Source organism: Roseomonas nitratireducens (genome assembly GCF_017813355.1).
GTDB classification, from domain to species: Bacteria; Pseudomonadota; Alphaproteobacteria; order Acetobacterales; family Acetobacteraceae; genus Neoroseomonas; species Neoroseomonas nitratireducens.
In genome coordinates, this window is sequence record NZ_JAGIYZ010000037.1 from 1 (window position 1) to 20,711 (window position 20,711).

Consider the following 20,711-nt stretch of genomic DNA (forward strand, 5'->3'; position numbering starts at 1 on the left):
TGTCGGCGGCCTGGCCGCGCGGCGGGCGCAGCGCGCGCAGGCCGTACAGGTGCAGCGCGGCGGCGCGGCCGCGGTCACGCGCCTCCGGCGCCGGCGGCGGGGCGCTCGGCACCTCGGCGGTGCCGCCGCCCAGCGCGCAGCCGCCACCCATCAGCAGGATGATGAGCAGCAGGATCCGCGAGGCCAAACCCATCCCGGGCATGGCGCGGCCGTTCAACGAGGCGTGCGATCAGGCGGGTCCGCCTGACCGGATGCGTTGGAGTGTTGCACCGGTGACCCGTACAGCCTGTCGCGCGCCATTGCGACCGGGAAGTGTCCTAGCGCCCGACGCCCAGGGTCGGGTCGGCGGCCGGCAGGCCGAGCAGCGCATCGACCCGCTGCACTACCGACGAGGTGACCGGGCGGTTCGCCGCGGCCGCCAGTTCCCCGCTGCGGGCGCGGGCGATGGCCTGGTCGCGCGCGACGCCGGGGGGCAGGGAGAACGCCGCGACCATCGCCGCCTCATAGGCGGAAATCTGGCCGACGCGTGAATTCGGCGCCGCATTCTCCCGCGCGCGGGGGGAGGCGTGGGCGGCGTTCAGCCCGCCGAGCGCGCTGGACAGCGCGCCCCGGTCGGCAGCCGGGCCGCGATCGCCGGCCGCGCCGCGGCCGTCCGACGCACCTTGCGCCTGCCCGGGCGCGGATGCGCTGCGGCCCGGCGCGTCGCCACGCCCGGCAGCCGCCTGGCCCGGGGCGTTCGCGGAGTTTCCTGGAGACCCCGCGGCCTGGCCCGGCGCGCCGGCGGAGTTGCCCGGGGAGCCCCCGGCCTGGCCGGGCGCGCCCGCGGAGTTGCCGGCCGCGCCGCCACCCTGGCCGCCGCTGTTGCCGGCAGAGCCACCACCACCGGCGCCTCCACCTGCACCGCCGCCGCTTCCACCGCCGCCACCGCCGCCGCTTCCACCGCCGCCGCCGCCGCCACCACCGCCACCGCCGCCGCTTCCACCGCCGCCACCGCCGCCGCCACCGCCGCCGCCGCCGCCGCCGCCGCCGCCGCCGCCACCGCCACCGCCACCGCCGTCACCGCCACCGCCGCGCGCGAACGCGGCGTGGTCGATGTCAGTCACCAGCAGGGGAAGGACGGTGAAAGCCAGGGCGCCCAGCAGCGCAAGCGTCGCCGTTCTGCGGACTGCAGGGGGCAGAGCGTGCAAGCGGGCCATCGCGCCATCCTCTCGCAAGTCGGTTTCGACGAGCCAACGCAGCCGCATCAATCGCCGCGTGGTGCCTGCGTATCACTTTTTCGTGAGTTTCTCCAACCCCTCTTCGCCCATCCCGCGAGATCAGCCGACCGCCAGCAATTCCACGTCGAAGACCAGCGTCGCATTCGGCGGGATGACGCCGCCGGCGCCGCGCGCGCCATATCCCATCTCCGGCGGCACGATCAGGCGCCGCTTGCCGCCCACCTTCATGCCGGCGAAGCCCGCATCCCAGCCGGCGATCACCTGCCCGATGCCCAGGGTGAAGACGAAGGGGCTTCCCCGGTCGAGCGAGCTGTCGAACTTGCGGCCCTTGTTCTCGGGCGCGCCCTCCTCGAACAGCCAGCCGGTGTAGTGGACGGTGATGTCCTGTCCGGGCGCGGCTTCCGCCCCGGTGCCGATCGTCAGGTCGGTCATGTTCTCTCTCCCGCGCCGGGCGGGATGCCGGGCGAAGGGCGGAGGCATAGCGGCCGGCCCCGCGCGCCGCCATATCCCGGGGCCCGATTGCGGCGCGGCGGCGCGGCGCCCCATGCTCCGCACCGAGACCCCTTCCCAGGAGCCAGCCCATGACATCCCGCCGCGCCGTGCTCGCCGCCCCGCTCGCCGGCCTTGCCGCGCCGTCCGTCGCCTTCGGCCAGGCGCAGGCGCGCACGCTGCGATTCATCCCGCAGAGCAACCTGTCGAACATCGACCCGGTCTGGAGCACAGCCGTCATCGTCCGCAACCACGGGCTGATGATCTACGACACGCTGTATGGCCTCGGCGCGGACTTCCAGCCGAAGCCGCAGATGGCCGCCGGGCACGAGATCACCGACAACGGCCTGCGCTGGACCATCCGGCTCCGCCCCGGCCTGCGCTTCCACGATGGCGAGCCGGTGCGCGCCGCGGACTGCGTCGCCTCCATCGCGCGCTGGTCGAAGCGGGACGTGCTCGGCCAGCGGCTCGACGGGCTGCTCGACGGCATGCGCGCGGTCGACGATTCCACGATCGAGATCCGGCTGAAGAAGCCATGGGCCGGCCTCGCCTGGGCGCTGGGCAAGCCGTCGGCGAACATCTGCGCCATCATGCCGGAGCGGATCGCGCGCACCGATCCCTTCACCCAGGTGCGCGAATACATCGGCTCCGGCCCCTTCCGCTTCCGCGCCGACCTGTTCCGCCCCGGCGACGTCGCGATCTACGAGCGCTTCGACCGCTACGAGACGCGCCAGGAACCGTCGGACTTCCTCGCCGGCGGCAAGCCCGTGCATTTCGACCGCGTCGAGTGGCGGATCATGCCCGACCCCTCCACCGCCTCGGCCGCGCTGCAGAACAACGAGGCCGATTGGTGGGAAACCCCGCTCGCCGACCTGCTGCCGCTGCTGCGCCGGCACCGCGACATCGTGGTGGACCGCATCAACAGCGCCGGCAACCTCGGTGTGCTGCGCTTCAACTTCCTGCATCCGCCCTTCGACAACCCGGCGGTGCGCCGCGCCCTGCTGCCGGCGATCAACCAGCGCGCCTTCATGGACGCGGCGATCGGCACCGACACCTCGCTTTCCGCGGTGCCGGCGGGCGTCTTCACGCCGGGCACGCCGCTCGCCAACGATGCGGGGCTCGAGGTCCTGTCCGGCCCGCGCAGCATCGAGGCGGCGCAGCGCGCGCTGCGCGAAAGCGGCTACCGCAACGAGCGCGTGGTGATGCTGTCGGCCACCGACCTGCCGGTGCTGCAGAACCTGGCCGAGGTCGCCGCCGACACGATGCGGCGCGTCGGCTTCAACGTCGACCTCGTGGCGATGGACTGGGGCACGCATATCCAGCGCCGCACCAATCGCGGGCCGGTGGACCAGGGCGGCTGGTCCGCCTTCACCACCACCTGGGAAGGGCTCGACGTCTCGGTCCCCGGCAGCCACCAGCCGATCCGCGGCCACGGCACCGGCGCCTGGGCCGGCTGGCCGACCATCCCGCGGCTCGAGGAACTGCGCGAGGCCTGGTTCGAGGCGCCGGACCTCGAGGCCGAGAAGCGCATCGCGCGGGAGATCCAGACCACCGTGTGGCAGGAAGTGCCCTTCATCCCGCTCGGCCTGGTGCTGCCGCCACAGGCCTATCGCCGGTCCATCACCGGCGTGGTGAAGGGCGGCCCGGCGCTGTTCTGGGGCGTGCGCCGCGCGTGAACGAAGCCGCCGCCACGCCGCGCGCGCGCGCCGAGGCGGCGCAATCCCGCGCCTCCGACCCGACCGCCTCGGCCTGGGTGGAAGCCTCGGCCGGGTCGGGCAAGACCAAGCTGCTGACCGACCGGGTGCTGCGCCTGCTGCTGGCCGGCGTCGCACCCGGGCGCATCCTGTGCCTGACCTTCACCAAGGCGGCGGCGGCGGAGATGGCGACGCGGCTGGCGAAGGCGCTCGGCGGCTGGGCGACGGCGGAGGAAGCCGCGCTCGCCGCGGCCATCGGCAGGCTGACAGGGCGCACGCCGGACGCGGCGGAGATCGCGGCCGCCCGCGCGCTGTTCGTGCGCGTGCTGGAGCAGCCGGGCGGGATGCGCATCTCCACCATCCACGCCTTCGCGCAATCCCTGCTGCGCGCCTTCCCGCTGGAAGCCGGCCTCGCGCCGCAATTCGCGGTGGTGGAGGAGCAGGAGGCGCGCGCCATGCTGGCGCGGGAGAGGGAGGCGGTGCTGTCCGGCGCGCCGGATGCCGGGGCGCTGACGCATCTCGCGCGGCTGGTGCCGCCGACGCGGTTCGCGGAACTGGTGGGCACCCTCGCCGGCGATCGCGGGCGGCTGCTGCGCGCGGTGGAAGGGCGGCAGGGCCTCGGCGCGATGGTGTCCGCGTTGGCGCGGGTGCTGGGCCTGCCGCCGGGGACGAATGACGAGGCCGACGTGATCGCGGAGGCCTGCGACGTCGATGCCGAGCCCCTGTCGCGCGCCGGCGCGCTGCTGCGCCTGTCGGGCAACGAGAACGACCAGGCGCGCGGCGCGGCGATCGCCGCCTGGCTCGCACGCGATCCCGCCGGCCGCGCCGCGGCGTGGGAGGACTGGCGCGCCATCCTGCTGACCGAGAAGAACACGCCCCGAAAGACCCTCGCGACGAAGAAGGCGGGCGCCGATGCGGGCTGGATCCAGGACACGCTGGCGCGCGAGGCGGATCGCGTCGCGGAGGTGGAGGAAGCCCGCGCCGGCTGCCGCGTGCTCGCCGCCACCGCCGCGCTGCTCGCGATCGGCGCGCCGATCCTGCGCCGCTACCGCGACGCCAAGGGCCGCGCGGGGATGCTCGACTACGACGACCTGATCCGCGGCGCCGAGCGGCTGCTGGAGGACCCCGGCAGCGCCTGGGTGCTGTTCAAGCTCGATGGCGGCCTGGATCACGTGCTGCTGGACGAGGCGCAGGATTCCAACCCCGACCAATGGGGCATCGTGCGCGCGCTGACCGGCGAGTTCTTCGCCGGGGAGGGCGCGCGCGAGCAGGGCCGCACCGTCTTCGCCGTGGGCGACGAGAAGCAGTCGATCTACCGCTTCCAGGGCGCCGACGCGGAAGGCTTCGCGCGGGAACGCGCGCATTACGCCGGCGCCGTGCCCGCCGCCGGCCTAGAGTTCCGGCCGGTGCCGCTGGACGTGTCCTTCCGCTCCACCGAGCCGGTGCTCGCGCTGGTCGATGCGGTCTTCGCGGATGGCGCGGCGCGGGATGGCGTGGTCGCCCCCGGCGCGACGCTGCGCCACTACGCCGACCGCGCCGGCCAGGCCGGGGCCGTCGAGCTGTGGCCGCTGCTGACGGCGGAGGACGCGCCCGAACCACCCGCCTGGGCGCCGCCCGAAGCGCCCGTCGAGGCCGATGCCGCGCCGCAGCGCCTCGCTTCGCTGCTCGCCCACCGCATCCGCCACATGATCGAGCACGAGACGCTGCCGGCCCGCGTCGAGACGGGGCGGGAGGCGGCGCAGCCCGAAGGCCGCCCGGTTCGGCCCGGCGACGTCCTGGTGCTGGTGCGCGCCCGTGCGCGCGGCGGCTTCGTGGCCGCGCTGGTGCGCGCGCTGAAGGATCTCGGCGTGCCGGTGGGCGGCGTGGACCGCATGGTGCTGGCCGAGCAGATCGCGGTGCAGGACCTGCTCGCGCTGGCCGACGTGCTGCTGCTGCCCGAGGACGACCTGGCGCTGGCCGCCCTGCTGAAATCGCCGCTGATCGGACTGGAGGAGGAGGAGGTCTTCGCGCTCGCCGCGCCGCGCGAGGGCTCGCTGTGGTCGGCGCTGGCCGCCCATCGGGGCAGCGACACGCGCTTCGGGCGGGTGGCGGAGTGGCTCGCGCGGCTGATGGCGCGGACCGACATCGCGACGCCGCATGCGCTGCTGGCCGATGTGCTGGGCGGGCCGGGACCGCTCGATGCGCGCGCCGGGCGGGCGCGGATGCTCGCCCGCCTCGGCCCCGATGCCGCCGACCCGCTGGACGAGGTGCTGTCCGCCGCACTCCAGCACGAGCGCGCCCATCCGCCGTCCCTGCAAGGCTTCGTCCACGCGCTGCGCCAGGGCGGGGCCGAGGTGAAGCGGGAAGCGGAGGGCGCGGGCGACGCCGTGCGCATCATGACCGTGCATGGCGCCAAGGGGCTGCAGGCGCCGATCGTCATCCTGCCGGACACCACGGCCGAGCCGCCCGACCGCACCGCGCTGCGCTGGCTGGAGGAGGACCTTCCCGCCTGGGCCCCGCGGCAGGAGGGCTTTTCCGCCGCCGCCCTGGCCGACCGCCGCGCCGAGGACCAGGCCGCCGATGCGCGGGAGAGGCACCGGCTGCTGTACGTCGCGCTGACCCGCGCCGAGGACCGGCTGCTGGTCTGCGGCTGGCAGGGCGCGCGCAAGGCCCCGGAGGGCTGCTGGTACCGGCTGGTCGAAGCCGGCTTCGACCGGCTGGAGGGCAGCATCGCCGCGCCACCCGACCCCGCCTGCTTCGGCGCGGCGGCCAACCTGCTGCCGCAGGACGCGACGCTGCGGGGCTTCGCCTGCCCGCAAGCGGCGCCGCCCAAGGCCGAGGACCCGCTGGCGCCGCGCGCCGCCGCCGCCGCCCTGCCGGGCTGGGCGCGCATCCCCGCGCCGGTCGAGGCGCCGGCCGGGTCGGTCGCGCCCTCCGCCCTGCCGGGGGAGGAGGAGACGCCGGCCGCCCCGCCGCGCCCGTCCGACGACCCGCGGGGCCTGCGGTTCCGCCGCGGGCGGCTGGTGCATGCGCTGCTGCAGCACCTGCCCGATCATCCGCCGGCGGCGCGGGCGGAGATGGCGCGCCGCTTCCTCGCCCGCCCGGGCCATGGGCTGGACGAGGCGGAACGCGACGCCGTGCTGGCGGAGGCGATGCGGCTGGTGGAGGACCCGCTGCTCGACGCCGCCTTCGGCCCCGGCAGCCTGGCCGAGGCGCCGCTCGCCGGGCGCGTCGGCGAAAGGCTGATCGCCGGCCAGGTGGACCGGCTGCTGGTCGCGCCCGACCGCGTGCTGGTGCTGGACTACAAGACCAATCGCCCGCCGCCCGCGACGCCGGACCAGGTGGCGCCGCTGTACCTGCGGCAGATGGCGGCCTATCGCGCGCTGCTGCGCGCCGCCTTCCCCGGGCGGCGCGTGGAATGCGCGCTGGTCTGGACCCATGGCGCGCGGCTGATGGCGCTGCCCGACGCGCTGCTGGACCCGCACGCGCCGTAGCGGCGGCGCGCGCGGGGCTTCGCGCTATTGCGGCGCCTGCGCGTCCCGCGGGCGGGGCTGCTGCATCATCGCGCCCGTCATGGGGATGAAGTAGACGCCCACATCCTTGCGGCTGCGCACGCGCCCGTCGTCGTCCTTCGTGTAGATGTAGAGAAACTGGCCGCGGCGGAAGGGCTGGCCGATCGGGATCACGAGCCGCCCGCCGGGCTTGAGCTGCTGGATCAGCGCCGGCGGCACGTATTGCGCGGCGCAGGTCACGATGATGATGTCGAAGCCGCCCTGCACTTCCGGCCAGCCGAAGAAGCCGTCGCCCACGCGCGTTTCCACGTTGGTCAGGCCGAGCGGGGAGAAGATCCGCTGCACGGCGGTGCCGAGCGGGTTGATGATCTCGATCGAATACTGCTTCGAGACGATGCGCGACAGCAACGCGGCCTGGAAGCCGGACCCCGTGCCGATCTCAAGCGCGACATGCTCGGGCTTCGCCTGACAGGCCTGGGTCATGTAGGCCTGCCCGAGGTAGTCCGACAGCGCCGAGCCGAAGCCGAGGCCCCAGGGCTTCGGGTCGGCCTCATAGGCGTTGGTGGCGCCGTTGGACCGGCCCTCGTAGTTCCAGTGGAAGTATTCGCGCGGCAGCGCCTCGAAGGCGCGCAGCACCGCGGGGTCGGCCTCGTTGTTGAAGCGCGACTTCAGGTAGGTCTCGATCCGCCGCATCGCCGCGGGCTTGCGCGCCTGGATGGCGGCGAAGGTCTGCTCCGTCATGGAGGTTTCGCGGCCGGAGGCACGCATGGCCGCGAGATAGGCCTCGCGGTTCCAGGCGGGGGAACCCTGCGCGCGCAGGGCGGGCGGCGCGGCCAGCGCGGCGAGCGCTCCGAGCAGCAGGGGGCGGCGTGTGATCGTCATGAGCGTTCCTTGGGCCAGGCGAGGGCGGCCGCAGCGTAACAAACCATGCCCGCGGCCAGAAGCCAGGACAGGCCCATGCCGTGGCCGAGAAGGTTGGCGAGTGGCGTCGCGACCACCGAGAAGGCCCCATTCAGGGCCCAGGCCCAGGGCAGCAGCGACGGCCCTTCCTGCTGGAACCGGTCGAGGCCGAGCGGGAAGGGAAAGCCCAGGGCCAGCGAGATCGGCGCCAGCGCCAGGCACAGCAGCGCCGCGCGCAGCGCCCAGGGCCAGTCCAGCGCCGCGAGCACCGCGCCCCGCACGCCGAACAGCGCCAGCACCGAGCAGCCCAGCGCGACCAGCACGGCGAGCCTGAGCGCGCGGCCGGGCGCCGCGACGGACCCCGCCCACATCGCGCCCAGCCCCGAGAAGACGAGCATCGTCGTCAGCACCAGCGCGAAGCCGGATGTCCGGTCGCCCAGCAGCAGGGCCGCATGTTCGATGAAGGCGATCTCGATCAGCAGGAAGCCCAGGCCGAGCGCGGGAAAGTAGACCAGCGCCCGCCCCAGCACGGGTGCCGGCACGCGCAGCGCGCCGCGCGCGAACAGGGGCAGCAGCGAGACCACCAGCGCCAGCACGATCGCCTGCGCCAGCACGGCCACGTTCACCAGCAGCCCGATTTCCTGCTGCGGCAGGATCTCGATGCGCGCCAGCGCGGCACCGAGCGACGCCAGCCGCACCAGCGGGGACAGCCAGGGCCGGTCGGCGGTGACGGGGGACCGGTCGAAGGCGTCCTCCGCCGGCGTGCCGGCCAGCAGCAGCGCGGCTTCGCGCGCCACCGCGTCCTGCGCCGCCCCACCCTGCTCGACCATCGTGCTTTCCAGCGAGACGGGCGGCAGGTCGTTCCACACCTCCCGCCCTTCCATCGCGAGGCCGGGCGCGTAGGACAGGTCGAAGGAGCGTTCCTCGGCGAAGGCGGACAGGCGTTCCACCCGCGCCGCGTCGAAGGGATCGCGCGCGATCAGCACGCGCAGGTTCCACGCGCTGCGGATCACCGCGACATGCCGCGCGGGATCGGCCACGCCCGCCAGCCGCAGCGCCGCCTGCGCGGCGGCCAGCACGCGCACGGCATAGACCGGCAATTCGCGGATGCCGATCGGCACCGAGACCATCCCGCCCGGTTCGAGCTGCGAGAGGAAGCGCGCCAGCGCCTCCGCCGTCACCGCCGTGCGGTTCTGGTCGTCGGCGCCGAGGAAGTCGCCCGCCATGTCCACCAGGTCGAAGCGCCCGGGCACGGTCAGCGGATGCGCGGCCGAGACCGCGACGCGCGGATCGGGCGCCGGCGCGGGGGAGGCGCCGAGGCCGCGCAGCAGCGCCTCGCGCAGCACCGGCTCGGGTTCCACCACCGTGACGTGGGCGGCGCCGAGGGCCAGCGCCTCCGCCGCGCGGAAGCCGCCCGCGCCGCCGAGCGAGAGGACGCGCGGCGCGTCGATGAGCGCATAGGGCGCGGCGTCGAGCGAGGCGCGAGCATGCTCCGCGCTCGGCTGTCCCATCGGCAGCGCCGCGATGCGCGAGCCGTCCCGATACAGCCCGAAGGTGCGCGGCGGGGCCGCGATGCCCATGGTGCCCGCATTGTTCGAGACATCCGTGTCCAGCCGCTCGGTGAAGTTGTCGAGCAGCTGGTAGACCCCGCGCGGGGAAAGCACCTCCGCCACCACGCGGCTGTCGGGCACGTTGAGCGGGGCGTAGATCGGCTTGAACTCGTTCACCCGCGGCGCGGCCAGCGCGAAGACCGCCGCCTCCGTCGCCACCAGCACCGCGACCGCCGCGGCGCGCCAGCGCGCCCCGCCCGCGATCACCGCCGCCACCGCCAGCAGCGGCAGCAGCGCCGGCACCAGCAGGAACGGATGCATCAGGAACATCAGCAGCAGCGCCGCGACCGCGCCCGTGCCGGCGCCCAGCAGGTCGTAGCCATAGACCCGCCCGACCTGCCCCGCATGCACCACGAAGTTGAGCGAGACGGCCAGCCCGGCGAGGAAGAAGAAGGGGAACAGCGCCGCGTAGTACAGCGCGATGTTCACCAGCTGCGCCTCGGCCGTCGCGGGGTTCTGCAGCTCGAGCGGGTTGAAGGCGTTGAGCGTGACGCCGATCCAGCCCGCGCCGCCGGCCGCCAGCATCGCGACCGGCAGGCCGGGCAGCAGCCAGCGCGCATGGCGCAGGAAGGCCTCCCGCCCCAGCACCATCACCACGCCCGAGACGGCGAAGCCCGTCATGGCGATGGAGATGACCCAGTAGCCATACTCGGACCACGACGCGACGGCGAAGAAGCGCGTCAGCGCGATCTCGACGCCGACGGCCGCGCCGGCGATCAGGAACAGCGGAATGAGAGATTGCATCAGGACCAGGCCGCGCGGCGCGAGAGGAACTCTTCCATGGCCGCATTGAAGCGCGGCGCCTCGTCCACGAACAGGGCATGTCCCGCCCCTTCGTAGATTTCCACCATCGGCTGCGGATGCCGCTGCGCGACGAGGTCCGCCTGCCCGCGCAGCCGCGGCGTCACGGCATAGAAGACCGGGCGGCGCACGGCATAGAGGCTGTCCCTCCAGAACTCCCGCGGCCGCGGGTAGGACAGCAGGCGGATCGAGGCCTCCACCGGCATGCGCTGCGCCTCCCGCGCGATGCCGTCGATATAGGCGGGGTCCTGCGGCGTGCGGTACATGCCGGCGACGAAGCCGCGCACCGTGGCATCCCGCCGCTGGCGGAGGTTCTGGAAGAAGCGCGACGGGCGCGGCGGCGGCGGCGTGCCCTCCCCCACCGAGTTGTCGATCAGCGCCAGCCCCGCGATGCGGCCGTCGCCCGCCATGTCGGCATAGGACAGCACGTCGAGCACGCCGAGCGACCAGCCCGCCAGCACCACACGCCCACCGCCCAGCTGCGCCAGCAGGTCCCGCACATCCTGGCCCCGCCGCGTGGGTTCATAGCCGTCGCGCGGCACCTCGCTCTCGCCCTGCCCGCGCGGATCGAGCACCACCACGCGCCAGCGGCGCGACAAGGCCTCGATCTGCGGGGCAAAGATGCGCGCGGGCATGCACCAGCCAGGCACGAACACCACCACCCGACCCGACCCGGCCTCGAGATACCGCAACCGCACCCCGTCGCTCGTCCGGAACCAGCGCGCCTGGCCGGCGGCAGACACGGCTGGCGCGGCGAGGACACCACTGGCGGCGACGATGAACGCGCTGCGGCGCGTGATGGGTGTGGGCGCGCCGCGGGAGGGCGCCGCCCTCCCGCACCCACCAGCCAAAGGCCGAAAGGCCTCTGGACACCAATACATGGGCGAATTGGGGGAGGGGCTCGAAGTGACCGTGGGCGAGAGAGGTTGCGCGGCGCCCCTCCCCCAATTCGCCCATCTCACGGGTTCCGAGGGCCTTTCGGCCCTCGGCGGGGGGTCCAGGGGGGCGGCGCCCCCCTGCGGAACGCCCTTCCCTATCACAGCGGCCGCCGCGCCTTGAACGCCGCCGCCAGCGTGCCGTCGTCGAGCACGTCGAGTGCGCCGCCGATCGGCACGCCCTGGGCCAGGCGGGTCACGCTGGTGCCGGTCGGCTTCAGCCGGTCGGTCAGGTAGTGGCTGGTGGTGGCGCCATCGACGGTGGCGGGCAGCGCGAGGATCACTTCCTCGATGTTGTCGGCCTCGATGCGGCGCAGCAGCGGGGTGATGGCGAGGTCGTCCGGCCCCGTGCCGCCGAGCGCGGAGAGCAGCCCGCCGAGCACGTGGTAGGTGCCGCGATGCGCGTGCGCGCGTTCGAGCGCCCAGAGGTCGGCCACGCCCTCGACCACGCAGACGAGCCGGCGGTCGCGGTGGGTGTCGCGGCAGATGCCGCAGGGCGATTGCGTGTCGAGGTTGCCGCAGGTCTCGCAGGGGCGCACGGCGGTGGCGGCGTCCTGCAGCGCTTCGGCGAGCGGGATCATGCGCCCCGCCGGGTCCATCAGCATGCGCAGCACGGCGCGCCGCGCGCTGCGCCGGCCAAGGCCGGGCAGGCGCGCGAGCAGCGAGATCAGGTGTTCGACCGGGTCGTTGCGCATCACCCGTCGGGGCGCGCCCAGGGGCCGGCGGCGGGCGGCTTCAGCCGCACCGCGGTGCCGGAAGCGCTGACCATCAGCATCCCGTTGTTCGAGCCGAGCACCTCGTAGTCGATGTCGATGCCGAGGATGGCGTCGGCGCCCAGCGCCTGGGCCTGCGCGGTCAGCGCCGTCATGGCCTGGTCGCGCGCGGCGGCGAGTTCCCGTTCATAGGTGCCGGAGCGGCCGCCGACGATGTCGCGGACCGAGGCGAACAGGTCCTTGAGCACGTTCACGCCAAGCACGGCGTCGCCGAAGACGATGCCGAGATAGGCCTCGACCTCCTGGCCCTGGATCGAGGATGTGGTCGCGTAGATCATCAGAAGGGCAGCTTCATCCCCGGCGGCAGGTTGATGCCGGCGGTCGCCTTCTGCATTTCCTCGGCCATGGTCGCCTCGACCTTCTGCTTGGCGTCGGCGTGGGCGGCGACGAGCAGGTCCTCGAGCACCTCGCGCTCATCCGCGTTCATCAGCGACGGGTCGATGGTGACGCGGCGCAGGTCGCCCTTGCCGGTCAGGCGCACCTTCACCATGCCGCCGCCGGAGGCGCCCTCGACCTCGGTGGCCTCGAGCTTCGCCTGCATCTCCTGCATGCGCGTCTGCATCTGCTGCGCCTGCTTGAGCATGTTGCCGAGGTTCTTCATCGCATCCTTGCCTTCAATCGTCGTTGGGTGGGTCGTCGGGATCCCAGGCGGATTCCGCCTCGGGCGGCGCGAAGCCGGGGCCGTCGTCGGGGTCGTCGGGCCCGGCCGTCGCGGCGGCGGGCGTGGGGGTCAGGCCGTAATCGTCCGCGGCGGCGTCGCGCACCGTCTCGATCGTCGCGCCGGGGAAGGCGGCGAGGATCGCCTGCACCAGCGGATGGGCGCGCGCGGTCTCCCGCCGGCCGGTCTCGGCGCTGCGGCCCTGTTCGGCGAGCGTCGGCTCGCCCGGCTCGTTGCTGATGCTGACGGTCCAGCGCGCGCCGGTGCGCTCGGCGAGCAGGGCGGTCAGCTGCGCGGCGAGGTCGCGCGGCGCGGAGGGGCGCGGGCGGATCTCGACGCGGCCAGGCGCGATCCGCACCGGATGGACGTCGTGCAGCAGATGCGCGTGCAGCAGCGGCTGCACGCCGGAGGCGAGCGCCACCACCTCCCGCCACTCCCGCGGCTGGGGCGGCGCGGGGGCGGCGGCGGCCACCGGCGCGGCGCTGGCCACGGCGCCGCCGCCGGCCATGGCGCGCAGCCCGCCCGATCCGCCGCCCGGCGCGGGGCGGGGCGCGGCATCGCCGCCGCCTTCTTCGGTCAGGCGCTTCACGATCTCGCCCGGCGTCGGCAGGTCCGCGACATGGGCGAGGCGGATCAGCACCATCTCGGCCGCGGCGCGGCGGTCGATGCCTTCCTGCTGCACTTCCGCGATGCCCTTGAGCAGCATCTGCCAGGCGCGGCCGAGCGTAGGCACGGAGAGCCGCATGGCGAGCGCGGAGCCGCGCGTGCGCTCGGCCTCGGGCAGCGTCGTGTCGTCCTTCAGCGCGGGCGCGGCGCGGAAGCGCGTCAGCAGGTGCGTAAGGTCGGTCAGGTCCTGCAGCACGGCGAGCGGATCGGCGCCGACCTCATGCGTGCGGTCGAGGATGGCGAGCGCTTCGGCCACCTTGCCGTCCATCACCGCTTCCATCAGGTCGAACACCAGGAAGCGGTCGGCGAGGCCGAGCATGTCGCGCACGCCGTCGGCCGTCACGGCGCCGCCGCCCGCGAGACCGATGGCCTGGTCGAGCAGCGAGAGCCCGTCGCGCACCGAGCCGTCCGCCGCGCGCGCGACCATGCCGAGCGCCTCGGCATCGACCGCGACGCCCTCCTTCTCGGCGATGCGGCCGAAATGGCCGCGCAGCACCTCGACCGGCACGCGACGCAGGGAGAAGGTCTGGCAGCGGCTGCGGATGGTGACCGGCACCTTGCGCAGCTCGGTCGTGGCGAGGACGAAGGTGACGGAGGGCGGCGGTTCCTCGAGCGACTTCAGCAGCGCGTTGAAGGCCTGGTCCGTCAGCATGTGGACCTCGTCCAGGATGAACACCTTCTGGCGTCCCTGGGCGGGGCGGAAGCGCAGCGCCTCGCGCAATTCGCGCACATCGTCGATGCCGCGGTTGGATGCGGCGTCCATCTCGACCACGTCGGGGTGGCGGTCCGTCAGGATCGCCAGGCATTCGGGGCAGACGCCGCAGGGGTCGGCGGTCGGCCCGCCCTTGCCGTCCGTGCCGATGCAGTTCAGTGCGCGGGCGATGATGCGCGCCGTCGTGGTCTTGCCCACGCCGCGCACGCCGGTCAGCAGGAAGGCGTGGTGCACGCGCCCCTGGGCGAAGGCGTTGCGCAGGGTGCGGACCAGCGCCTCCTGGCCGATCAGGTCGTCGAAATGGGTCGGGCGGTACTTCCGCGCGAGCACGCGGTAGGGCCCGCTCGGCGCCGGGGCGGGTGCCGCGGCGGCGGCCGGCGGCGGGGCGGCGGGCGCGGGGTCCCCGAACAGGCCGGGGCCCTCGGGGGCGGGCGGGGCGGGCAGGCCTTCCTCAGCCGCCGCGTCGCCATCCTTGGGTGCGGGGAAGCCGAGAAGGTCGGAAGCCATGCTGTCCCTGGGCGGCGCGGCCGCGCGGGCCGGGGGCGAGAAGGGTGGAAGGCCGGCAAGCGACCCGGGCGAGAACCCGTTACGGCTGCTTCCTTCCGGACCTGACCGGGTTGGCGGGGAGCCCGTCCGCCGCCGACCTTCCGAGGGCACCATATCATGCCGGGCGGCCTGGCGCACAATGCCCCCCGGCCGGGGGCTCCCTCAGCGCACGCGCTGCATCCGGCCGTTCGGGGTTTCCAGCAGGTCGCCCTCGAAGCGCGTGATCACCCAGGTCTCGCTCTGCGGCCAGGCGAGCGGCGTGCAGCGCTGCGGGCCGCAATGCTCGCGCGGTTCCGCGCCGGCCAGACGGAAATGGATCAGGTTCTGCACCACCTCGTACCGGCCCCAGTGGCGGGTCTGCAGGCCGCCCATCCAGGACTGTGTCGTGTAGGTGCCGTTCGGGAAGAAGATCGTCTCCGTGCCCATCGCCTGGCCCCAGGGCGTCATCATCACCCCGCGCCAATGGCCGGGCAGGCCGCCTTCCGCCCGCGCCACGCCGAAGCCGAGGAGAATCGCGGCAGCCAGGGCCAGCACGAACCGCATCGCAGCGCCTCCGCGCGGGGGGAATCCGCCCGCCGGCGGAAGGCTGCCCGACCGGCCGCGCGCGGGGGATGATTCACCGCAATCCCGGCCGTAACCGGCGCGACGGTGCGGGCGAAGCCGGTGGGGAAGGAGACGCGCCATGGCCCCCACCCGTCGTTCCCTGCTCTGGATCGTGCCCGGCGCGACGCTCGCCGTGCCGCTGGGCACGCGCTTCCTGCCCGCCACGGCGGGGGAGGTGAACGCGGATGCCGGCGTCGCCGTGCGCGGCACCGATGTGGTCGCCTATTTCCTGGAAGGCCGCCCCGTCGCCGGCCGCGCCGAGTTCGCCCATGGCTGGCGTGGGGCGACCTGGCGCTTCGCCAGCGCCGCGAACCGCGACCGCTTCGCCGCCGCGCCCGAGCGCTACGCCCCGGCCTATGGCGGCTTCTGCGCCTTTGCGGTGAGCGAGGGCTACACCGCGCCGATCGACCCCGCCGCCTGGCGGATCGTCGATGGGCGGCTGTTCCTGAACTACGACCGATCCGTACAGCGGCGCTGGGAAAGGGACATTCCGGGCCGCGTCGCCCGCGGCGACGCGAACTGGCCTGCCCTCGCCGCACGCTGATCCTGCAAGCCGCGGCCGCATGCACGCTGCCGCAGACGGAAATGCACCGGCGACCGTCACGCCGGCGGGCCGTTCCGGGGCATGGTCCGAACCGGGCCCGGCACAATGCCGGCCGGGGAGAAGACGGACCGACCCATGCGGAATACCGAGGCACGCACCCCCACGACGGCGACGGCGCGGGAATGCCCGCGCGGCACCGATTGCGACTGGATCGCCCGCCCCGCCGCGGCGCTGGAGGTTTTGCTGACCGAGACCCTCGCCCGGGCGCGGGACGAGGCGACGCCGGATGCGCAGAGGCCGGGGCTCCTCGCGCTGCTCGCGCTGCTGCCGCAGGCGATGGCGGCGCGGACGCTGGTCTCCGAAGGGGTCCTCACCCCGGCCGCGGCCCGCGCGGCGATGCAGTCGGACTTCGCCAAGGGCTACCTGTTCGGGCTGGCCGCGTCGGGCGGCGATCCCGTCGCCGCGACGCCGGACGCGCCCACGCGGCGGGGCACGCTGATCCGGCTGCACGCGGCGATCTTCGGCAGCGCCGCGGCGCTCGACCTCGATCGCCGCTGGACCGCGGGCGCGCTGGTCGTGGTCGGCGCGGGCTTCGGCGACGGGCTGCTGGCGGCGGAGGCCGACCTTGCCGCGCTGGCGGCGCGCCTGGACGCCGGCGCGGCGCCGGCGATGGAAGGCGGCCTGCTGCGCCGGATCCTCGGCGCCGGCCGGGCCGGGCGCGGCCGGGCGGGACGGCTGCATTAGGGCGCCGGGCGCGCGGCTCGGATGGACGGGCGATGGGGCACGTGGCAGGGTCCGCGCCCCATGCTCTCGATCCCCGCAAGCCGCCCCAACGCCTATACCGGCAGTCCCCTCGACCGAGCCGGTGAGAAGCGCGACGATGCCGAGTTCATCGCCTCCGCGCTCACCCACCCCGACAGCCTCTTCGTGCCGGTATGGCGCGCGCGCAGCCTGATGAAGGGCGTCGCGGAAGGGCACCCGGAAGCGGTGCTGCTGACCGGCGCCGCGGCGGAGTCCGTGCGCATGGCCGACGGGCCGTGGGCCTTCCTAGGCATGTGGGAGGGCCGGCCGGTCTTCGCCGTGGATTGTTCCCACGCCGACGACCCGCTGCCGCTGCTCCCGGAGGGAATGGGGACCTTCACCGACCTGCGCCAGGTGGCGGGCCTGCTGCCGGCGGGGGAGGCGAGCGTGCTCGCCCATGCCCGCGGCATCATGCATTGGCGCGTGAAGCACCGCTTCTGCGGCGTCTGCGGCGCGCGCTGCAACCCGCGCAGCGCCGGCAACGTGATGATGTGCGATGGCTGCGGCGCGCAGCATTTCCCGCGCACCGACCCGGCGGTGATCATGCTGGTGGTGCGCGGCGATTCCTGCCTGCTCGGCCATTCGCACCGCTTCCCGAACGTGACCATGTACTCGACCCTCGCCGGCTTCGTGGAACCGGGCGAAAGCCTCGAGGAAGCGGTGCGGCGCGAGGTGAAGGAGGAAGCGGGGATCGATGTCGGGCGGGTGATGTACCATTCGTCCCAGCCCTGGCCTTTCCCTTCCTCCATCATGCTCGGCTTCCACGCGGAAGGGCTGTCGGAGGAGATCCGGATCGACCCGGAGGAGCTGAAGGACGCGCGCTGGTTCTCGCGCGACCAGATCCGCGACCACCAGGCGCATGGATTTTCCCTGCCGCGGGCGGATTCGATCGCCCGGCGGCTGATCGAGGATTGGCTCGCATCATGACGGTCCGCGCCTTCGCCCTTGCCGCCCTGCTCGGCCTTGCCGCCTGCGGCGGCGGCGTGGTCGGGCGGAACCTGCCGAACGAGCCCGGCCCGGACGCCGAGGCCTGCCGGCGGGAAGCGCTGAACGACCCGGAGGCCCGCCGCATCGCGTCGAGCAGCGTCGCCGGCAACCTGTCGCAGGAAGACCGCGTCCGCCGCGAACTCGCCGAGGCGCTGCCGCGCATCTACTACGCCTGCATGCGCCGGCGCGGCGCGCCCGCGGCGGGCGGCGTGGAACGGGTGCGCAGCAGCAGCGGCTGGTAGGCCAGGCAGGCCCGTCAGCCCTCCCGCAACTGCGGATTGTCGAAGCGAGGATCGCGGGCGCGGGCCAGGGCATCGGCCAGCGCGGCGCGCAGCGCCTCCTTCTCCTCCCGCACCAGGTCGCGGCCGATCTCCACGGCGCGGCCGCGGCTTTCGATGCGCAGCACCGGCGCGGCGCCGGGGCGATCCGCCAGCATGATGCGCGCCCAATAGGGCTCGAGCGCCAGTTCCTCCCGCCGGCCGCGCGCATCCGTGCGGCGCACGGTCAGGCGGCCCGGGGTCAGCATCACCACCTCCGCCGCCCGCGACGCGCCCCGGGCATGCAGCGCCACCAGGCCGAGCGCGAAGCCGACCTCAAGACCGAGGAAGGGCAGGATCGGCCAGGCGCCGAGTGCGAGGAACAGCCCGCCCGTGAGCAGCGCGAACAGCCCCAGCAGCAGCGCGAAGACGCGATAGCCCCCGCGCGTGAGCGAGCGCGGCGGCGTGCAGACGGCATGGAACAGGACGGGCTCGGCAGGGGCGGCCATGGCGCCCTACCTTAAGGGAGGATAGAGGCGATGCCAGCCATGCCGAACGCCAAGCCGCCCAAGCCCGACCACGGCACCGCGACCGCCCCGCGCCGCGCCCGCCTGATGCCGCCCGCCCAGGCGGAGGCCTTCATCCGCGCGCTCGCCGTCGCCAACCCGGCGCCGGAGACGGAACTCATCTACCACGACACCTTCACGCTGCTGGTCGCGGTGGTGCTGTCCGCCCAGACGACCGACGCGGCGGTGAACCGCTGCACGCCGGCCCTGTTCGCGGCCGCGCCGACGCCCGCGGCGATGGCGGCGCTCGGGGCGGAGGGGATCGGGCCCTACATCCGCACCATCGGGCTGTGGCAGGGCAAGGCGCGCAACGTCGCGGCCCTCGCGCGCGACCTGGTGGACAAGCATGGCGGCCAGGTGCCCGGGGACCGCGCGGCGCTGGAAGCCCTGCCCGGCGTCGGGCGCAAGACGGCCAATGTCGTGCTCAACGTCGCCTTCGGGCAGAACACCATGGCCGTGGACACGCACATCTTCCGCCTGGGCAACCGCTGCGGGCTCGCGCCGGGCAAGACGGTGCGGGAGGTGGAGGAAAGGCTGGTCAAGCGCTGCCCGCCCGAATTGCTGCGCGACGCGCATCACTGGCTGATCCTGCACGGGCGCTACGTGTGCAAGGCGCGCGCGCCGGAATGCTGGCGCTGCGTGGCGCGGGCGCATTGCAACTACCGGGACAAGGTCCTCGCGCCGCCGGGCTGAACCCGCTTCAGCGCAGCGCGACGCCGTCGTAGCCGCGCTCGGCGATGCCGGTCGCCCAGGCGCGGTAGGCCGGCGCCGTGCCCATGTAGCGCGCGACGATGCGCTGCTGGCGGCCGGCGACGTTGATGTTCACGCCGGTCATCCAGGAATCGACCTCCAGGGCCAGCTGGCCCCTGGCCGTCTCCATGACGTGGTCCATCCACCGCGCCACCGCCCCGGGGGTCGCCTCCGCCCGCGCCAGGCCGTGCCGCTGCATGTGGCGCAGCAGGTCGGTGACCCAGTCGACGTTGAACTCGATCGACCGCGGGATGTTGCCCAGCGCGGTATGGGGCCCGAGCAGCGTGAACAGGTTCGGGAAGCCATCCTGCATCATGCCGACGAGGGAGGTAGCGCCGTCCTGCCACTTCTCCTTCAGCGTCACGCCGTCGCGGCCGCGGAATTCGATGCGGTCGAAGGCGCCGCGCAACGCGTCGAAGCCGGTCGCGTAGACGATGATGTCGAATGCGTACTCCGCTTCGGTCGTGCGGAGGCCGGTCGGCGTGATGCGCTCGATCGGCGCCGCCTTGCTGTCCACAAGCGTCACGTTGGGCTGGTTGTAGACCTCGTAGTAGCGGGTCTCGAGCGGCACGCGGCGGGTGCCGAAGCCATGGTTCTTCGGGATCAGCATCTCCGCGATCCTCGGGTCCTTCACACGCTCGCGGATCTTCTTCGCAACGAAGCGGGAGACCTCGTCATTCGCCGCGCGGTTCGTCAGCATGTCCTTGAAGTTGCCGACCCATATGCCGAAGCCGCGCCCGGCATAGAGCGTCTCGAGGAAGGCCTCGCGCTCCTCGGCGCCGACATCGAAGGTGTTGCGCGGGTCCGGCGTGTGCAGGAAGCAGGATATGGTCTCCTGGCAGCGGCGGAAGATCTCGTCGTAGCGGGTGCGGATTTCCGCCATTTCCTCTGCGCTGATCTTCCCGTTGTGCAGCGGCGCGCACCAGTTCGGCGTGCGCTGGAACACCGTGAGCTGCGCGGCGGTCTTGGCGACTTCCTGGATGGTCTGCACGCCGGAGGCGCCGGTGCCGATGACGGCCACGCGCTTGCCGGCGAAGTCCACCGCTTGCTTCGGCCAGCGGCCGGTGTGGAAGGACTGGCCGCGGAAATCCTCGATGCCCGGGAAGGTCGGCATGGTGGGCGTGGAGAGCACGCCGATCGCGGTGACGAGGAAGCGCGCGCGATGGCGGCTGCCGTCCTCCATCTCCACGGTCCAGCTGCCGTCGGCATCGTCCCAGGTCGCGGCTGTCACGCGCGCGCCGAAGGCGATGTCGCGCCGCAGGTCGTACTTGTCGGCCACCAGGTTGAGGTAGCGCTCGGTCTCGGGCTGCGGCGCGAAGTGCTCGGTCCAGTTCCATTCCTTCAGCAGGTCCGGGTCGAAGGAATAGCCGTAGGAGTAGCTCTCGGAATCGAAGCGGCAGCCGGGGTAGCGGTTCCAGTACCAGGTGCCGCCGACGCCCGTGCCGGCCTCAAGCACGCGCGTCCTCAGCCCGAGTTCGCGCAGGCGGATGAGCTGGTACAGGCCGGACATGCCGGCGCCGATCACGATGGCGTCGAAGGTGTCGGTGGCGGCGGCTTGGGCGGTCAGGGCTGCGGACATGAGGCGGGCGGGGTCCTCTGGGTCTTGGTCGGGCATGGCATCCCGGCAGGCGGGCAGCCTTGATCTGACCACGAACGGGCGGCACGGGCGACACGCGCGCCGGGGAGGGCGCCGCCCTCCCCGAGACCCCAC

At 73.8% G+C, this 20,711-nt stretch carries 20 protein-coding genes and 1 other RNA gene; 7 read left to right on the forward strand and 14 right to left on the reverse strand.

All coding sequences use genetic code 11. The annotated features are described in order from the left end of the window. The 3 genes from J5Y09_RS22790 to J5Y09_RS22800 form a co-directional block, all read right to left on the reverse strand. Positions 1-187: hypothetical protein (locus tag J5Y09_RS22790; RefSeq protein ID WP_209354162.1), on the reverse strand; the 187-nt coding region annotated here is incomplete at its 3' end. Between the two features lie 130 nt (positions 188-317). Then, positions 318-1,244 carry a hypothetical protein gene (locus tag J5Y09_RS22795; RefSeq protein WP_209354163.1) on the reverse strand — a complete coding sequence of 309 codons (927 nt, stop codon included), beginning with the start codon at positions 1,242-1,244 and terminating at the stop codon, positions 318-320. Positions 1,245-1,316: 72 nt separating this feature from the next. Further along, entirely contained in the window at positions 1,317-1,649 is a 333-nt protein-coding gene (locus J5Y09_RS22800; protein WP_209354164.1) for an FKBP-type peptidyl-prolyl cis-trans isomerase, read from the reverse strand. 149 nt (positions 1,650-1,798) lie between these two features. On the opposite strand from J5Y09_RS22800, the gene J5Y09_RS22805 reads away from it, so the two are divergent. Both J5Y09_RS22805 and addA read left to right on the forward strand, forming a co-directional pair. Further along, positions 1,799-3,382, forward strand: a complete 1,584-nt coding sequence (locus J5Y09_RS22805; protein WP_209354165.1) for an ABC transporter substrate-binding protein — start codon at positions 1,799-1,801, stop codon at positions 3,380-3,382. After that, positions 3,379-6,873: a double-strand break repair helicase AddA gene (gene addA, locus J5Y09_RS22810; protein ID WP_209354166.1), complete on the forward strand. Its 3,495-nt coding sequence runs from the start codon at positions 3,379-3,381 to the stop codon at positions 6,871-6,873. The genes J5Y09_RS22805 and addA overlap by 4 nt, the downstream gene beginning before the upstream one ends. Positions 6,874-6,897: 24 nt before the next feature. Here the strand turns inward: addA and J5Y09_RS22815 are convergent, their stop codons facing one another. From J5Y09_RS22815 to J5Y09_RS22855, 9 genes are all read right to left on the reverse strand, one after another. Then, positions 6,898-7,773 carry a protein-L-isoaspartate O-methyltransferase family protein gene (locus J5Y09_RS22815; protein ID WP_209354167.1) on the reverse strand — a complete coding sequence of 292 codons (876 nt, stop codon included), beginning with the start codon at positions 7,771-7,773 and terminating at the stop codon, positions 6,898-6,900. Beyond that, complete coding sequence (locus J5Y09_RS22820; RefSeq protein WP_209354168.1) at positions 7,770-10,145, reverse strand: spermidine synthase family protein; 2,376 nt, start codon at positions 10,143-10,145, stop codon at positions 7,770-7,772. The genes J5Y09_RS22815 and J5Y09_RS22820 overlap by 4 nt, the downstream gene beginning before the upstream one ends. After that, the gene (locus tag J5Y09_RS22825; protein WP_209354169.1) at positions 10,145-10,945 is read right to left on the reverse strand and encodes an alpha/beta fold hydrolase; all 801 of its coding nucleotides are present in this window, start codon (positions 10,943-10,945) and stop codon (positions 10,145-10,147) included. Before J5Y09_RS22825 ends, J5Y09_RS22820 begins: the two co-directional genes overlap by 1 nt. Positions 10,946-11,238: 293 nt before the next feature. Beyond that, the gene (gene recR / locus J5Y09_RS22830; protein WP_209354170.1) at positions 11,239-11,832 is read right to left on the reverse strand and encodes a recombination mediator RecR; all 594 of its coding nucleotides are present in this window, start codon (positions 11,830-11,832) and stop codon (positions 11,239-11,241) included. Then, complete coding sequence (locus J5Y09_RS22835) at positions 11,832-12,188, reverse strand: heavy metal-binding domain-containing protein (protein WP_209354171.1); 357 nt, start codon at positions 12,186-12,188, stop codon at positions 11,832-11,834. Before J5Y09_RS22835 ends, recR begins: the two co-directional genes overlap by 1 nt. Beyond that, on the reverse strand, positions 12,188-12,511 hold the full coding sequence (locus tag J5Y09_RS22840; RefSeq protein WP_198377464.1) for a YbaB/EbfC family nucleoid-associated protein: 324 nt from the start codon (positions 12,509-12,511) through the stop codon (positions 12,188-12,190). The genes J5Y09_RS22835 and J5Y09_RS22840 overlap by 1 nt, the downstream gene beginning before the upstream one ends. Before the next feature lie 13 nt (positions 12,512-12,524). Next, positions 12,525-14,453: a DNA polymerase III subunit gamma/tau gene (locus J5Y09_RS22845; protein WP_209354172.1), complete on the reverse strand. Its 1,929-nt coding sequence runs from the start codon at positions 14,451-14,453 to the stop codon at positions 12,525-12,527. 46 nt (positions 14,454-14,499) lie between these two features. Then, an RNA gene (gene ffs, locus J5Y09_RS22850) (signal recognition particle sRNA small type) lies at positions 14,500-14,592 on the reverse strand. A 62-nt stretch (positions 14,593-14,654) separates the two neighbouring features. Continuing rightward, positions 14,655-15,035: a hypothetical protein gene (locus J5Y09_RS22855; RefSeq protein WP_209354173.1), complete on the reverse strand. Its 381-nt coding sequence runs from the start codon at positions 15,033-15,035 to the stop codon at positions 14,655-14,657. Between the two features lie 139 nt (positions 15,036-15,174). On the opposite strand from J5Y09_RS22855, the gene J5Y09_RS22860 reads away from it, so the two are divergent. The 4 genes from J5Y09_RS22860 (at position 15,175) to J5Y09_RS22875 (ending at position 17,669) form a co-directional block, all read left to right on the forward strand. Further along, a complete protein-coding gene (locus tag J5Y09_RS22860) occupies positions 15,175-15,639 on the forward strand; it encodes a YHS domain-containing (seleno)protein (RefSeq protein ID WP_209354174.1) in 465 nt (154 codons plus the stop codon). A gap of 135 nt (positions 15,640-15,774) precedes the next feature. Continuing rightward, a complete protein-coding gene (locus J5Y09_RS22865; protein ID WP_209354175.1) occupies positions 15,775-16,383 on the forward strand; it encodes a hypothetical protein in 609 nt (202 codons plus the stop codon). 60 nt (positions 16,384-16,443) lie between these two features. Next, the gene (gene nudC / locus J5Y09_RS22870) at positions 16,444-17,367 is read left to right on the forward strand and encodes an NAD(+) diphosphatase (protein WP_209354176.1); all 924 of its coding nucleotides are present in this window, start codon (positions 16,444-16,446) and stop codon (positions 17,365-17,367) included. Further along, entirely contained in the window at positions 17,364-17,669 is a 306-nt protein-coding gene (locus tag J5Y09_RS22875) for a phosphoribosylamine--glycine ligase (protein ID WP_209354177.1), read from the forward strand. The genes nudC and J5Y09_RS22875 overlap by 4 nt, the downstream gene beginning before the upstream one ends. Positions 17,670-17,683: 14 nt before the next feature. Here the strand turns inward: J5Y09_RS22875 and J5Y09_RS22880 are convergent, their stop codons facing one another. Beyond that, positions 17,684-18,193, reverse strand: coding sequence for a DUF2244 domain-containing protein (locus J5Y09_RS22880; protein WP_209354178.1), 510 nt, complete (start codon positions 18,191-18,193; stop codon positions 17,684-17,686). A gap of 105 nt (positions 18,194-18,298) precedes the next feature. Between J5Y09_RS22880 and nth the strand changes: the two genes are divergently transcribed. Then, positions 18,299-18,943, forward strand: a complete 645-nt coding sequence (gene nth / locus J5Y09_RS22885; protein ID WP_209354185.1) for an endonuclease III — start codon at positions 18,299-18,301, stop codon at positions 18,941-18,943. 7 nt (positions 18,944-18,950) lie between these two features. Here the strand turns inward: nth and J5Y09_RS22890 are convergent, their stop codons facing one another. Continuing rightward, a complete protein-coding gene (locus tag J5Y09_RS22890) occupies positions 18,951-20,579 on the reverse strand; it encodes a flavin-containing monooxygenase (RefSeq protein WP_209354179.1) in 1,629 nt (542 codons plus the stop codon). Positions 20,580-20,711 lie beyond the last annotated feature (132 nt).

Excerpts from the sequence above, each read along its gene's own strand:
- J5Y09_RS22855 (WP_209354173.1), bottom strand. The coding sequence starts at position 15,035 with ATGCGGTTCGTGCTGGCCCTGGCTGCCGCGATTCTCCTCGGCTTCGGC.
- J5Y09_RS22865 (WP_209354175.1), top strand. The coding sequence starts at position 15,775 with ATGCGGAATACCGAGGCACGCACCCCCACGACGGCGACGGCGCGGGAA.
- J5Y09_RS22820 (WP_209354168.1), bottom strand. The coding sequence starts at position 10,145 with ATGCAATCTCTCATTCCGCTGTTCCTGATCGCCGGCGCGGCCGTCGGC.
- nudC (WP_209354176.1), top strand. The coding sequence starts at position 16,444 with ATGCTCTCGATCCCCGCAAGCCGCCCCAACGCCTATACCGGCAGTCCC.
- J5Y09_RS22840 (WP_198377464.1), bottom strand. The coding sequence starts at position 12,511 with ATGAAGAACCTCGGCAACATGCTCAAGCAGGCGCAGCAGATGCAGACG.
- J5Y09_RS22845 (WP_209354172.1), bottom strand. The coding sequence starts at position 14,453 with ATGGCTTCCGACCTTCTCGGCTTCCCCGCACCCAAGGATGGCGACGCG.
- J5Y09_RS22835 (WP_209354171.1), bottom strand. The coding sequence starts at position 12,188 with ATGATCTACGCGACCACATCCTCGATCCAGGGCCAGGAGGTCGAGGCC.
- recR (WP_209354170.1), bottom strand. The coding sequence starts at position 11,832 with ATGCGCAACGACCCGGTCGAACACCTGATCTCGCTGCTCGCGCGCCTG.
- J5Y09_RS22805 (WP_209354165.1), top strand. The coding sequence starts at position 1,799 with ATGACATCCCGCCGCGCCGTGCTCGCCGCCCCGCTCGCCGGCCTTGCC.
- J5Y09_RS22875 (WP_209354177.1), top strand. The coding sequence starts at position 17,364 with ATGACGGTCCGCGCCTTCGCCCTTGCCGCCCTGCTCGGCCTTGCCGCC.
- J5Y09_RS22800 (WP_209354164.1), bottom strand. The coding sequence starts at position 1,649 with ATGACCGACCTGACGATCGGCACCGGGGCGGAAGCCGCGCCCGGACAG.
- J5Y09_RS22815 (WP_209354167.1), bottom strand. The coding sequence starts at position 7,773 with ATGACGATCACACGCCGCCCCCTGCTGCTCGGAGCGCTCGCCGCGCTG.
- J5Y09_RS22860 (WP_209354174.1), top strand. The coding sequence starts at position 15,175 with ATGGCCCCCACCCGTCGTTCCCTGCTCTGGATCGTGCCCGGCGCGACG.
- J5Y09_RS22890 (WP_209354179.1), bottom strand. The coding sequence starts at position 20,579 with ATGTCCGCAGCCCTGACCGCCCAAGCCGCCGCCACCGACACCTTCGAC.
- J5Y09_RS22880 (WP_209354178.1), bottom strand. The coding sequence starts at position 18,193 with ATGGCCGCCCCTGCCGAGCCCGTCCTGTTCCATGCCGTCTGCACGCCG.
- J5Y09_RS22795 (WP_209354163.1), bottom strand. The coding sequence starts at position 1,244 with ATGCGGCTGCGTTGGCTCGTCGAAACCGACTTGCGAGAGGATGGCGCG.
- nth (WP_209354185.1), top strand. The coding sequence starts at position 18,299 with ATGCCGCCCGCCCAGGCGGAGGCCTTCATCCGCGCGCTCGCCGTCGCC.